The organism is Stenotrophomonas sp. STK17_22 (genome assembly GCF_051983905.1).
Taxonomy (GTDB): domain Bacteria; phylum Pseudomonadota; class Gammaproteobacteria; order Xanthomonadales; family Xanthomonadaceae; genus Stenotrophomonas; species Stenotrophomonas maltophilia_A.
This window is the reverse complement of the sequence record NZ_CP197010.1, coordinates 4210592-4225315: the sequence shown is the minus strand read 5'-3', so window position 1 is coordinate 4225315 and position 14724 is coordinate 4210592. Positions and strand designations below refer to the sequence as shown.

Annotated in this window: 7 protein-coding genes; 5 read left to right on the top strand and 2 right to left on the bottom strand. The window is 65.6% G+C overall.

Annotated elements, in window-relative coordinates; all coding sequences use genetic code 11:
• Positions 1–30: 30 nt before the first annotated feature.
• The 5 genes from ACSYS9_RS19735 to ACSYS9_RS19715 all read left to right on the top strand — a co-directional run bounded on the left by ACSYS9_RS19735 (position 31) and on the right by ACSYS9_RS19715 (position 10938).
• Complete coding sequence (locus tag ACSYS9_RS19735; RefSeq protein ID WP_071229176.1) at positions 31–2763, top strand: TcfC E-set like domain-containing protein; 2733 nt, start codon at positions 31–33, stop codon at positions 2761–2763.
• On the top strand, positions 2760–3893 hold the full coding sequence (locus tag ACSYS9_RS19730) for a CfaE/CblD family pilus tip adhesin (RefSeq protein ID WP_071229175.1): 1134 nt from the start codon (positions 2760–2762) through the stop codon (positions 3891–3893). Before ACSYS9_RS19735 ends, ACSYS9_RS19730 begins: the two co-directional genes overlap by 4 nt.
• Positions 3894–3911: 18 nt before the next feature.
• Positions 3912–4619, top strand: coding sequence for a pilus assembly protein (locus ACSYS9_RS19725; protein WP_071229174.1), 708 nt, complete (start codon positions 3912–3914; stop codon positions 4617–4619).
• A gap of 61 nt (positions 4620–4680) precedes the next feature.
• Positions 4681–10125, top strand: coding sequence for an ESPR-type extended signal peptide-containing protein (locus ACSYS9_RS19720; protein WP_071229173.1), 5445 nt, complete (start codon positions 4681–4683; stop codon positions 10123–10125).
• 69 nt (positions 10126–10194) lie between these two features.
• Entirely contained in the window at positions 10195–10938 is a 744-nt protein-coding gene (locus ACSYS9_RS19715; protein WP_071229172.1) for a hypothetical protein, read from the top strand.
• Positions 10939–11219: 281 nt separating this feature from the next.
• Here ACSYS9_RS19715 and ACSYS9_RS19710 read toward each other — a convergent pair whose 3' ends face one another.
• Positions 11220–11864, bottom strand: coding sequence for a hypothetical protein (locus ACSYS9_RS19710; protein ID WP_012511978.1), 645 nt, complete (start codon positions 11862–11864; stop codon positions 11220–11222).
• A gap of 294 nt (positions 11865–12158) precedes the next feature.
• Positions 12159–14582, bottom strand: a complete 2424-nt coding sequence (locus ACSYS9_RS19705) for a penicillin-binding protein 1A (protein WP_071229171.1) — start codon at positions 14580–14582, stop codon at positions 12159–12161.
• Positions 14583–14724 lie beyond the last annotated feature (142 nt).

Here is a 14724-nt window from a genome sequence, read left to right as displayed (position 1 = left end):
CGGGCCGGCTGCCTTTCCAGCGGTACCCCCATGACCCCACACGCCCCCGCCATCACCCGGCTGGCGGTCGCGCTCGCCCTGGCGCTGGCAACGCCGCTGGCGGCGGCGCGCGGCGTCCCGCCCGGCTTTGAGGATCTGGTCGAAGGCCAGACCGAACAACTCGACATCCAGCTGTTCGGCCGCTCGGCCGGGCTGTCGCCGGTGCGTGTGACCCTGGAGCACGTACAACTGGAAGATCCAGCAAGCGTGCTGCAGGCGCTCGACCTGCCCGCCGAGGCGCAGGCCACGCTGCTGCCCGCATTGTCGCAGCCCATGCCGCGCAACAGCCATCTGGCCTGCCGCTTCGGTGGCGCCACCGCCGGCTGCGGCTATCTCGATCCACCGGAAGACCCCGCCGCCGTGCGCGCGCTGTACGACGAAGGCGAGGGCGCGGTGCGCCTGTTCGTCGCCCGCCAATGGATTCCCGGCAAGCCGGCCGCAGAGCGCTTCCACACCGTCAGCGCCAACGCCGAAAACGCCTTCCTGCACCAGCAGGTGATCAACGTCAGCGGCAGCCGCGACTACCAGACGCTGTCCGCGCGTGGCACCGGCGTGCTGGGCCTGTTCGACCGCGGGCATGTCTCCGCCGAATGGAACTTCAACCAGCAGCGCTACCGCAGCCGTGGCAGTGACAGCACGTTCCAGTTCGACAACGTCTACTACCGCCACGACCTGGGTCAGGCGCACTACCTGCAGGCCGGGCGCATGGACCGCCGCAACCTGTCCAGCCCGCAGGGCGGCACCTTCAGCTTCAGCATGCTGCCGCTGGACCGCCTGCAGGGCCTGCGCGTGGGCACCACCCAGGCCTATGTGGATGCCGATGCCGCCGTGCAGGCCACGCCGCTGACTGTTCTGCTGGCGCGCGACGCACGCGTGGATGCCTACGACGGCACGCGGCTGCTGCAGACCTCCTACCTGCAGGCCGGCATCAATCAGATCGACACCCGCAACTTCCCGTTCGGCAACTACAGCGTCACCCTGCGCATCTACGAAGACGGCGTGCTGGTGCGCAGCGAAGACGCGCCGTTCGACAAGGGCGGCGACTGGACCAACAGCCAGTGGCAGTGGTTCGTGCAGGGCGGCAAGCGCAACGAGCGCCGCAGTGATCGCTTCGATGGCGAACGCGTGGCCGTGGCCGGCATGCGCGTGCCGCTGGGCCGCGACGTGGCGATGTTGGCCGGTGCCGCCGACCTCGGCGGCTTCCGCTATGGCGAGCTGCGCGTGGACCTGCGCCGCCTGTACGCCACCCAGGAACTGCGCGCCAGCTTCGGCGGCATGCGCGGCAACGATGGCAGCACCGGCCAGCAGCACCAGCTGTCGTACCGCCGCACCGCGTCCTGGAACATCTACCAGCAGCGCATGCGCGGCAAGGCCTGCCAGTTCGAGGCTGAAGCGCGCGACCAGCTGGGCTGCGCCAACTCGCTCAGCGCCTCTATGGCGCTGCCGCTGGCCGGTGGCAGCGCCTATGTGGGCTACACGCGGCGTCAGACCTGGCGCGCGGGACGGATCCTGCCGGGTGCGGAAGACGATCCGCTGGCCGGGCTGGACCCGTTGCTGCCGCCGCCGGCGCCATGGCAGCCACGACGCGAGCCGCAGCTCAGCCGCACCTGGCAGGCCAGCTTCAGCCGCAGCCATCGCTGGCAGGATTTCAGCGTCTCCACGCGCGTGGGCGTGTGGCAGCAGCGCGCCAGCGACAGCCTGCGCGGCAGTGACCAACGCGACCGCGGCATCTACTTCAACCTGAGCTTGACCCGTCTTGTCCGCGGCACCGCCGGCGGTGGCCAGCGCCGCTACAGCGTGGACGTGCGTCAGCCGCAGCACCAGCGTCCGGACATCAACTACAGCGTCGGCCACAGCCTGCGCCAGGACGTGGACGCACAGTACCGCGAGATGTCCGCCGAACTGCGTGCCAACAACAGCGACCGCTACAGCGCCACGCTCAGTGGCCAGTTGCAGAACAGCCTGGGCCAGAGCGGCGCCACGCTGGCGCACTACCAGCAGCGCGGCCGCAGCGAGACCGCTTACAGCGGCATGCACAGCTCCGGTTTCGCACTGGGCAAGCGCGGTTTCTACTGGAGCGGCAGCAGCGGTGCCGACGCCGGCCTGGCCGTGCAGGTGGCCGACACCGACGATGTCGACCTGCGTGGCGTGGCGGCCGAACTGCAGGTGGGCGGCCTGCGCCATCAACGCCTGCAGATCGGTGAGCGCCGGTTGCTGCCGTTGTCGTCGTACCAGTCGCACCGTGCCGAAGTGCAGGACGCCAGCACGCTGGACAGCATCGCCGCCATCCGCGTGACCGGCGTGGGCGGTGCACGGCCGATGTTCCTCAGCCCCGGGCGGCTGATGCGCATGCCGGTGCCGATCGAGGTGACCTACACCTTCATCGGCAACGCCAAGGATCTTGCCGGAGCGCCGCTGGGCGGTGCCCGCATCCTCAACGCGCCGGTGCCCGGCACCAGCGCCAACGGCGGCTTCGTTGCCGATTTCCCGCGTCGCGAGACAACGCTGTACCTGCTGCAGGACGACCGCCTGCTGCACTGCCCGCTGCAGGTGCGCGAGCGCCGCCAGGTGGTGCTGCTGGTGGGCGCCGAGCATTGCGAGCCGCTGGCCGTGGCCCAGCTGCCGGCCGAGATCCGCCAGCAGGCCCGCGTGACGCGCCTGCTGCAGGAACGCGCATTGATTGCCGCAACGCCCCAGACCGCTGCTGCAGGAGGAACGCCATGAACCGGCGTGTGTTGTTGGTGTTGATGCTGGTGTGTGCGCTGCTGGTGCTGGCGCCGAGGGCGTGGGCGCAGTGGCCGCCGGAAACGCATCCGGCGGATCAGAGCCGGGACATCGTGATGTCGTGGGATCGCTCGGCGGTGCCGGGTGATGTGGAGCTTTGGGCGCCGCGGACGGTGTTGGGATTCAGTCACGACCTGGCGATGAAGTATGGGCAGATCCATGTGGTTTGTGGGTCTGCTTCTGATCCTGAGTTTGGACGGTGTCCGACGGAAGGAACTCCGGCGATATCTACAGGAACAACTGAGATCGCATTGCGCCTTGTAGAGCTGCGGACGGGGCTGCATGCGGAGATTCGGGCATTGGGAAGCCTGCAGCGGGCTATGTCGGGCTATCGCTGTGGTTTCGATTACTGGGACGGTGAGCAGCGCAAGCTGAACGCAACCTACTGGTACCGATGTGGAGCGGATGAACCGATCGGTACAGGTGCGGCTATGACTGTTCCGGCGTCTGAGCTTGCGAGGCTCGTCGCAGGCCACTGGAAGGCCACGATGCGCCTGAACGTCAAAGCCGACCCCGCCGCCGCACCGGTAGCCACAGCCACCTTCAACTTCGACTTCACCGTCACCGACTACGACGCGATTTCAATCTACTTCCCCGGCTTCGACGGCGTTGCACCCCTGGTCAACATGGACCTGCGCTACGACCCCATCCGCAAGGTCGTCGCCGGGCGCAAGGAAGTAGACATGTGCCTGTACGACGGCGTGGGTTCGCAGAGCGAATTCCTCGGCGTCACCGTGCGTGATAGCGGGCCTCGGCCACCGCCCGGGCGGGACTTCGCGGTCTGGCATCAGGACGGCGGCAGCGACGACACCCAGCGTCTCGACTACCAGGTCGGCCTGAACTACGGCGGCAACCTGCTGGCGATGAAGCACGGCGAAGAACAGCTGCTGCGCGGCATCGACAGCGCACAGCTGCGCATGGTGCTGCTGCCGGGCATCAGCCAACCCGTGTACTGCGTGCCCACGCCACTGACGCTGGAAACACCGCCTACGCCCATCGCCAGCAAACGCCCCGGTCTCTACGACGGCGAGCTGACGGTAGAGCTGCGCGTGCCGACCGCCAAACCCTGATCCCCCCGGAGGCTCATCATGAAGAAGCTGCTGTTCTGCCTGTTGCCGTTGAGTGCACTGCTGGCTCCGCCGGCACAGGCCAATCTGTCCATTCATCCGATGCGCGCAGCGGTGGATGCCAAGCACGGCACGAAGATCCGCGTGTACTCGCAATCCACCCAGCCGCAGTACGTGCAGGCACGCCTGCTGCGCATCACCAACCCGGCGCAGGTGGGTGAAGAAGAGATCGAAGTAGAAGCCGCCGATGCGGCGATTGCCATCACCCCCGGCAAGTTCGCACTCAGCGGTGGTGGCAATCGCCTGATCCGGGTGATTCCGCTGCAGTCAGTCGAGAAGGAGGCGGCCTACCGCATCTACTTCGAGGGCGTGAATGGCCCCGACGGCGCCATTCTGGAAGGCGACGAGCAGGCGGCGCAGGCCAACGTCGGCGTCAGCCTGGTCTGGGGGGCGCTGGTGAACGTCGTACCTGCCAAGGGCAGCGTGGATCTGAAACTGCAGGGCAACACCCTGCGCAATACCGGCACGTTGCGCGTGGGCATCACCGGTGCGTCCGAGTGCAATGCCGGTGGCGTGTGCACGCCGCGCGAGCTGTCCACAAGTCTTTACCCCGATGCCGCGCTGACCTTGCCGTTCCAGCTCCAGCCGGGCAGCAGCCTGCAGTTGCAGTACCGCCTGTCGAACGACGGATATCGCGATCACGTAACGACCCTGGCGCCGAGCGCCTGACCTTCTATCGCCCCGCGTAAGCGCGGGGCTTCACTTCCCTTTGGTGTTAAGGAGAACAAGCATGAATCGAATCTATCGACGTATCTGGAGTGTGGCCAAGCAGTGCTGGGTGGTGGGCAGCGAGTTGAGCAGTCCACGCGGGAAATCCTCCCGGACCAAGCCGCGGTTGCTGGTACTGGCGGCTGTTGCATCGGTCGGGATGTCTGCATCAGCCCAAGAGCGCCCGAAGGATGAGTATGAGAACGGAGAGCCTCAGGAAGAGGTGACCAGGTTCCTGGCCAGCTCTCCCATGATCTCTTCGCTGTTCGCTGCGCAACCGCGCAAGATCGTGGTGCAAGGCGCCATCGTCAATGATGCCTACTACAAAGACTCAACCCTCAACGGTGACATGCAGATGATTCTGGGCTCGAGATCCAGCATCAGCGGTTGGGGTTCGGTGGCCGTCGGCACCGCGTCGGCGCTGTCAGGGAAGGGGAGCGTACTCCTCGGAAATGAGGCGATTGCAAAGGGTGACAGGAACGTGGTGGTTGGGTACAAGTCGGAAGCCACAAGCGGCTACTCGACGGTGCTGGGTGCGAGTTCGGTTGCGTCGGGCGTCGGCACCACTGCTATCGGTCACGATGCTCGCGCCTACGCTCAGAACTCCATAGCAGTAGGTAGTGGCGCCCGCACAGTTGAAAGCACGGCGGGTGTGTCCCGCATCGCGATCGGAGGGAATGCATTTGCGGGAACCGCTGGCTACTCGGGAGCAATCGCCTTGGGCGGAAACTCGCGTGCAGAGTTCAGCGGCGTTGCGCTCGGTCATCATGCGAAGGCACTGGCTGATGGATCGGCCGCCATCGGCGCCAACTCTGAAGCGACCGAGGCGAACTCGGTCTCCGTTGGCAACGCGTCGACCAAGCGACGAATCGTCAACGTGGCTGATGCGCGCTTGAGTGCGACAAGCACGGATGCCGTTACCGGCAAGCAGCTGTTTGCAACCCAAACCCTTGCGCAATCGATCAACAATCGGGTGGATGCGACAGCACTGGCGCTTGGCAAGGGGGCATTGGTAGAGTCGAATACCACCTATGGCGCAAGCACGGCAGTCGGCAACAACGCCAAAGGCTACAACGGAGCGAGCGTTGCGCTAGGCGATGACGCGCGCGCCGGCGTCGATGTGGCTGGAAACAAGGCCAATGGCAGTTCAGGCGGTGTCTCGGTAGGTTCCGGCACCCGCAGTGCGCACGGCGCCGTTGCCATGGGTCACAAGGCCGTTGCGGGTGGCAATTTCTCCGTTGCGATCGGCTCCGATGCCGTCGCCAATGAGGAGTTGAGTACCGCCTTTGGAAAAACCAGTGTCGCAGGTGCCCAGCAGACGACGGCCTTGGGGAGAGGGACACAGGCAACGGCGAAGTTCGCCACCGCAGTCGGCAATCTTGCCAGGGCAACGGGCATCAATTCGCTGGCACTTGGAAACAGTGCACATGCAGGTCACGAGGACGCTGTTGCGATTGGCGCCGGGTCGGTGACCGCATCGGCCAGCTCCGTTTCGGTCGGCAGCGCCAGCAGGAAGCGGAAGATCCAGTACATCGCCGATGGTGTGGTGGGTGCCGGCAGCACCGATGCCATCACTGGAAACCAGTTGTTCCAGACCAATACCCGGCTCACGGCCGTGGAAAAGATCGCAGGCGATGTCACGGGTGAGCTGGCCGCAGTGAAATCAGTTGCGCAGGCCGCCACGAACCGCATAGATGCGACGACCTTGGCTTTGGGTAGGGGGGCCACCGCAGAGAACGGCAGCTTCGGTATCAGTACAGCACTCGGCAACAATGCCAAGGCCTACAATGGCCGTAGCGTAGCGCTGGGCGACGATGCGCGCGCTGGTGTTGATGCGGACGGCAACAAGGTGGCCAACCAGAACGCAGGCGTCTCGGTCGGCGCCGGAACCCGTAGCGCCAACGGCGCCGTTGCAACCGGCTTCCGTGCAAACGCAAGCGGCAACTTCTCCATTGCCATAGGCGGCGACGCCAAGGCCGAGGCAGAGCACGCTACGGCGGTCGGTTATCTGAGCAAGGCCAGTGCCAGGCAAGCCACCGCACTGGGGCGCGGCAGCGAGGCGACGGCGCAGTTCGCCAGCGCACTGGGCAATCTGGCCAAGGCTACGAACACCAGCGCCGTGGCGCTGGGTGACCGCGCTCAGGCCTCGCATGAGAATGCCGTTGCGCTGGGTGCAGGTGCAGTGACCGCCTCGGCCAATTCGGTATCGGTTGGCAGCGCCAGCAGGAAGCGGAAGATCCAGTACATCGCCGATGGTGCGGTGGGTGCCGGCAGCACCGACGCCATCACCGGCAACCAGCTACATGCGACCAACCAAGCCGTGACCAAGGCCCAGACAGCAGCTGACGGCGCGACGTCCACCGCCAATGCCGCAAAGCTGGAGTCGGGCAAGGCACTGGCCGAGACGGTGGTGCTGGGTGGCCTCGTCAACCAGGCCGCTGTCAATGGCAGTGTTCGTCTGGGTGAGAAGAACAGTGGCACGCAGCTGGATGTGCGCAACAGCGCCAATGCGAATCGCAGGATCATGGGCGTCGCCGACGGGGCCATCAGCGCCACCAGCAACGAGGCCGTGACCGGCAAGCAGCTCCATGAAACCAACGCGAACGTGACTGCGGCACAGACGACAGCCAGCGCAGCGAAGGTCAGTGCGGACAAGGCGTTGGCTGAAGCCGGAGTGCTAAGTGGTCTTGTCGGTCAAGTCGCTGTCAATGGCAACGTGCGTGTTGGCGAGAAGAACAGCGGCACCGTGTTGGATGTACGTAACAGCGCGAATGCGAATCGGAAGCTGACCGGCGTAGCCGATGGAGCGGTCAGTGCCAGCAGCTATGAGGCCGTCAACGGCAGGCAGCTCAACGCGACCAATGACAAGATGGCGACGGTGGAGGGCATTGCCAGGGCTGCGGGCACGGAGGCTGCCGTGGCAAAGAGGGATGCAGCCACGGCGCTGGGCGAGGCTGCAGTGCTGGGCGGGCTGGTGGCGCAGGTATCCGCGACTGGCAATGTGCGCCTGGGTGAGAAGAACAGTGGTACGACGTTGGATGTGCGTAACAGTGCCAATGCCAATCGGAAGATCAGTGGTGTGGCGGATGGAGTCTTGAGCGCCAGCAGTGCCGAAGCTGTGTCTGGTAGGCAGCTGTATTCAACCAATTCACGGGTCTCAGATCTTGAGGGTGTCGCGCAGTTTGTGAGTATCGGGTCAGCTCCCATCAGTGAACGCGCACAAGCGGGTATGGCAGGCGTTGCGGTCGGAAATTCAGCAAAGACGGGCCTGGAGGGAGGAACCGCGGTGGGTACTCTTGCAGAAGCGATGGGCAGGAACTCCACTGCGATTGGTCGAGGGGCAACTGTGTCCGTTGGCTCCGAGAATGGATTTGCAATGGGAGCCGGCGCAGAAGTTGGCGGAGCCGCTGGCGGCGCGAGTGGTGGCGTCGCGATCGGTGCTGGCGCAAGAGTTGAAAGCGGGGCTCACGGCTCGCTGGCACTTGGAAGTAGCTCTCAGGCGAATGAAGAAGGTGTTGCGTCATTTGGGAATGCAGGCATGCAGCGCCGGCTTGTAAACATTGCCCGAGGCACCGCCGATCACAATGCCACCACCGTCTCCCAGCTCAAGGATTCCCTCGCCACCCTCGGCGGCGGCGCAGGCATGGATGCCAGCGGCAACATCATCGCCCCGACCTACGCGGTGCAGGGCGGAACGCAGAACACCGTCGAGGATGCACTGATGGCACTCGATGGCGCGGTTGTCACCGCCGGTCGTCGCGCGGACAAGGTGGAAGGTCAGCTGAGCTCGATCTTCCAGGATTCACCTTCGGCCCGCGCCGACGGCATGAACCAGATCGCGCTGAATGGCGTGAACGGCATGGTGCTGACCAATCTTGCCGATGGCCGAGTGGCACCAGGAAGCCGCGATGCCGTAACAGGCAACCAGCTGTACGCCGCAGAGCAGAAGATCTCGCAGAATCGGAATGATCTGGACGCGATGCGCAAGGAGCGGGAGATGGGGCAGCAGGCAATGCGTGGGTTGGATGCAAACGGCCCAATCGACTTCGGTGGTGCGCTCTTGACTGGCGTGGCCGATGGCTCCATTTCGGCAGATAGTCGAGACGTAGTTACTGGGCGCCAGTTGTTTGGCGTCAGTGATCGGGTATCCAATATTGAGCATCAAGGACGCTTCCTGAAGATCAATACGGATGAGCTAAGTAAAGATGCCTTTGCTGGCTTCTTGGGCGTGGCAATCGGCGATTCTGCAATGACTGGGGTCGACGGTGGTACGGCACTGGGGGCCTACGCGAGCGCGCTTGGCGTTAGCTCTGTCGCTCTTGGTCGTGGCTCGGGCGTCTCGGCTGACGCTCCTTACGGTTTTGCGGTCGGCACTGGATCTCAAGTGCACTCCGCACGAGGTGTTGCGATTGGCAGTGGCTCGGTAGTTGACTCAGATGCAGCAGGATCTCTCGCTTTGGGCGCCAACTCTGCGGCTACAGAAGTTGGAGTTGCTTCCTTTGGCAACGCGACCGCGCGGCGCCGCCTCGTAAACATCGCCAACGGCACCGCCAACCACAACGCCGCCACCGTCGGCCAGCTGCGCGGTGCGCTCTCCGCCCTTGGCGGCGAGGTGGATGCCAACGGCAACATCGTCGGCCCGCGCTTCAACGTGCAGGGCCAGGCGCGGTCCACGTTGAATGGTGCACTGGAGGCGCTGGATGGCGCGATCGTCACCAACACCTCGCGCGTGGACAAGGTTGAAACCCAGCTCCGCTCCGTCTTCCAGGACGCCCCCTCGGTCCGCGCCGATGGTGTCAACCAGCTCACCCTCGCCGGTGCTAATGGCATGGTCATCTCCAACGTGGCCAACGGCCTGATCGCGGCCGGCAGCCGCGATGCGGTCAACGGTGGCCAGCTGCATTCGATGCAGCAGCAGCTTAACGGCCGCATGGATGGGCTGGAGCAGCGCATCGACGATGCCCGGGCACCGCGTGCACTGGCGTCTTCCTCGGTGCCGAAGCCGCAGGCCGAGGAAACTCCGGTGGTACCGGAAGGCAAGGACTCCCAGCAGGTCGCCTCGGTAGGCGAGGGCGACAAGCCCGCACCGCAGCCGAAGGCCAACAAGGACGACTCGCCGAAGCCGCAGGTCGACACCGCCGAGCTGGAGAAGATGCTGGCCCGCGCCAACGAGTACACCGATGGCGCGATCAGCAACTTCGAGCGCCGCCTGGATAAGATGGACAAGCGCTTCAACCGCATGGCGGCGATGAGCAGCGCGCAGACGGCGATGGCGATGAACACCGCCGGCCTGGCCACCTACAACCGCCTCGGTGCGGGTGTGGGCTACAGCGAGGGTGAGTCGGCCATGGCGGTGGGCTACCAGCGCGTGCTCAACGAGAAGGGCTCGGCCACCTTCAGCCTCAATGGTGCGTTCACCAACAGCGGTGAGCGCAGCATGGGCGTCGGTGTGGGCATCGGCTGGTAAGCCATGGAGCCCCGGCGTGACGCGCGTAATCCACCCCGCCGCGCCGGGGTCCTCGCCCAGGAGATGGCGATGTACAGATGGGTAAAGGGAATCATCAGCTATCGCACGTTCTACATCTGGCGGGCGCGCTATCGCTACTACACACGGAACCTGGATCTGTGGACGCTGATGAGCGGGCTGTGCATCGCCGGTCTGTTGCTGGTGCTGTGGTACATGTGGCGGATGCTGAGCGTGCCGACGCCGCGCGTGCACCCGGAGACAGCGGCGCTGCGCATCGAGGGTGTCACCAGGGAGGCGATCCATCGCATCGTGCTGGTGCGCCACGCGGGTAGCACGCCGGGTGCTCCGTTCACTACGCCGGAGGAGGTGCGGGCAAGCACGCTGCGCACGATACGGGTACGGCAGGTGATGGACAGCGAAGTGGTGTGGCGGCTGAAAGCCGACATGCTGGCGGACATCGCTGACTACATCATGGCCACAGGTGGGTGCTTTCCCTACGATTGCCGGCGGGTGCTGGATCGGTTGGACTACGTGCGCCAGGCGGGTGTTGAGAATGCGCAGATCAACGCGGCGCTGGCGACGATCCTGGAGGTGTCGTTGGACCAGATGCCGTCGTTGGAGGCAGACGAGCATGAGCGGGTGAAGAGTGGTTGGTCGGATGGGTTCAACGACATCTACTACCAGTCCTGGGTGTTGCGGGACCTGCAGGCCATGCACGCACAGATGATGCGGGAGTATCCGCAGCGTGCCCCCGCACCGTGGTTGCCGCGGCTGCTCAGCGACCCGCTGCGCGATACCCGTTTTGTCTGGTAGCGGGAGCAAGATGGGCATCATCTGCCAGAGCAGGTAACACCGCTTTTGTAGAGTCGAGCTTGCTCGACTGCTCTCCGCTCAGCCATCGAAATGCACGAAGCACAGTGCGGACCAGCGGTCCGCACCTACCAAACACGGGTGCAGCGCCCCTGTAGAGTCGAGCCATGCTCGACTGCTCTCCGCTCAGCCATCGAAATGCCCGAAGCACAGTGCGGACCAACGGTCCGCACCCACCCAAGGCAGGCACCGCTGCGCTCGCCGGCCATGGACCGGCGCTACCGTCACCCGCCGATATACGCGGTGATCTCCGCCTCGGCCAGCACCTGCCGCAACTGCGCCACCGACGCGCGCCGCATCGGCTTCTCATCCACCGGTGACAGTGGTGCCTGGCGCAGGGCGTCGTACGGCAACACCGCCAGGTCGAAGGTCAGCTCCTCGGCACTGAACACCCACACCGGCACATCCAGGCAGCGCTCGCGGTCCATGCGCAGGCGGCGGGTTCGCGATTCGGCGGGGATGCCGTGTTCGTCCAGGAAGCGGTGCACGGCTTCCGGGTCGTCACTGTGGAGGTGCAGCTGCACGGGGCTATTGGCGTCGGCGGTGCCGTCCAGTACGGGACCGGCCAGGCGCGGGGCGAAGCCGTGCAGGAACTCCAGAGCACGCATGGCGGCTTCGCGGCGGCGCTGCAGTTCGTTGCCGTGCTGGGGCCCGGAGAACAGCCGCTGGTACTCGCGCAGGGCGTCTTCGATCTCGGTATTGCGGGGCAGGGAGGCATCGTCGTGGATGCCGAGCCGGCTGGCGGCCTTCAACTTGGCCTGGTGGTAGTCGCGGATGCCGCCTTCGGCCATCAGGCGGGCGGCTTCGTGGGCGAGGCGGTGGCGCCGCTCGCGGGTCTGGCTGGCAGCATGCTGACGGGCGCGATGCATGCGATGACTCCTTGTTGCGACCTGGCTACAGACTAGCGCACGGATGTGACATCTGCGTGGGTATGGCGGATGCAACCGCTTTGGTGGGTGCCGACCTTGGTCGGCACGGGGCGCCAACCAAGGTTGGCAGCTACCGGGGCCGCATCGGTGCCAACCAAGGTTGGCCCCACCCACGCTTTGGTAGATGCCGACCTTGGTCGGCACAGGGCGCCAACCAAGGTTGGCAACTACCGGGGCGGCATCGGCGCCAACCAAGGTTGGCATCTACCAGAGCGGCACCCGCCGAACCCTTCCTCAGAAGATATCGAACGCGGCGGCGTCGGCCTGCGGCGTATTGAGGTTCAGGTCGTAGTCGGTCAGGCGGTCCATGTCTTCCACCTTCACCCACTCGGTGGCGCCGTTGAGGGTGGCCTGGACCATGCCGCTGGGCGGTTCGTTCTGCGCGATCGGGGTGTCCTTCAGCGCGGTGCGCATGTAGTCGATCCAGATCGGCAGCGCGGCCTTGCCACCGTATTCGCGGTAACCCAGCGAGCGGAAGTCGTCGCGGCCCACCCACACGGTGGTCACGTACGGGCCGCCGAAGCCGGAGAACCAGGCGTCACGGTGGTCGTTGGTGGAGCCGGTCTTGCCACCCACGTCCTCGCGGCCGAGCACCTTGGCCTGGGCACCGGTACCGCGCTGGACCACGTCGCGCATCATCGACACCAGCTGGTAGGCGGTGCGGGCGTCGATCGCGCGCGGGGCGGTGCGGGCATCGGGGTTGACCGGCGCGGCCGGGGTTTCGGTCTTGGCTTCGGCCTTGGCGGCAGCAGCCGGGTCCACCTTCGGGGCCGGGGCACCGAAGTTGAAGCCGTCCACCACCTGGTTGACCGGCTGGTCGCTGCTGCCGGCGCAGTCGCGGCAGGCCAGCGCCGGGTTTTCTTTGAACACCAGGTTGCCGTCGCGGTCATTGACCTGGTCGATCAGCCACGTATCCACGCGCGAGCCGCCGTTGGCGAACACGGCGTAGCCGCGGGCCACCGACAACGGGGTCAGCGAGGCGGTACCCAGCGACATCGACAGGTTCGGCGGCAGTTCCGATTCGGCGAAACCAAACTCGCTGATGTACTTGCGCGCATAGTCCACGCCCATGCCATCAAGCAGGCGCACCGAGACCAGGTTGCGCGACTGCACCAGCGCTTCACGCAAGCGCATCGGGCCGCGGAAGCCGCCACCGTCGTTCTGCGGGGCCCAGGTCTTGCCGCGGCGGTCGCGGAACACGACCGGGGCGTCGAGCACGATCGAGGCCGGGTTGTAACCCTTGTCGAAGGCAGCCGCGTAGACGAACGGCTTGAAGCTCGAACCCGGCTGGCGACGGGCCTGGGTGGCGCGGTTGAACTTGTTGCCGGAGAAGCTGAAGCCACCCACCAGCGCCTTCAACGCGCCGTTGTGGGCATCCAGCGAGACCAGTGCGGACTGGCCGCGCGGGATCTGGTCCAGCAGCCACTCACCTTCCTTGGCACCGGCGCGCACGCGCACGATGTCGCCGCGCTGTACCAGCTTGCCCGGGGTCTTGTTGGTCCACTTGGCGGCGCCGGCCGGCAGCACGATCTCGCTGCGGTTGGCCAGCACCACCGTTGCGCTGCCATCGGCACCGGTGCTGGCGACGATGGCCGGCAGCAGGCCGGCCTGGCCGTACATGCCACGCAGGTGCTCGGCCAGGGCGGCAGCGTCTTCGCCGGCACCCACCTGCACCTGCTTCTCCACGCCGTGCCAGCCGTGGCGGTGGTCGTACAGCAGCAGGCCGTCGCGCACCGACTGGTTGGCGGCGGTCTGCAGGGTGGCATCGATGGTGGTGGTGACGTGGTAACCCTTGTTGACCACATCGCCGCCGAAGCGGGCGATCATTTCCTGGCGCACCAGCTCGGCCACGTAGGGGGCATCGACCTGCACCGGCGGTTCATGCGCGGTGGCGTGCATGGGCACGGCCTTGGCCGCGTCGGCCTCGGCCTGGCTGACGAACTTCAGGTCGGCCATGCGCTGCAGCACGTAGTTGTCGCGGCGCTGGCGGGCACGTTCCGGGTTGGAGATCGGGTTGCCCGAAGACGGGAACTTGGGGATGCCGGCCAGCGAGGCCATTTCATCCAGGTCCAGCTCGTTCAGCTTCTTGCCGTAGTAGAACTCGGCGGCGGCGGCCACGCCGTAGGCGCGGTTGCCGAAGAAACTCTTGTTCAGGTACAGCTCGAAGATCTCGTCCTTGCTCAGCTCGGACTCGATCTTCCGCGCCAGCAGGATCTCGGCCAGCTTGCGGGTGTAGCTGTACTCGGAGCTGAGGAAGAACTGGCGGGCCACCTGCTGGGTGATGGTGGAGCCACCCGGCACGCGCTTGTCGTTGGTGGTGGCCAGCAGCCACACCGCTCGGCCGATGCCCATGTAGTCCACACCGCCATGCTCGTAGAAGCGGGCATCCTCGGTGGCCAGGAACGCCTGCTTCAGGCGCTCGGGCACGTCCTTCATGGTGATGGGGGTACGGCGGGTCTCGCCGAACACCGCCATCAGCTTGCCGTCGGCAGCATAGACGTACATGGGCTCCTGCATTTCCACGTCGCGCAGGGTCTGCACGTCGGGAAGCTTGGAGGACACGGCGTAGTACAGACCGCCCACGGCGGCCGCGCCGATCAGCGCCAGGACCAGGACAATCAGGAAGATCCAGCGCAGCCAGCGGCGGAGTCGAGTCATCGGGTTCAGATTCCGATTGCGAATTTCGTGGTCGCAGAGTATAGATTACGCAAGGTGGCGGCTGGGGTCGGCACCGGGGAGCGCAAGGGGAACAGTCAGGGGCTGCATGGTGAATCCGTGAGGGACTTCACAGCAGGGCCGT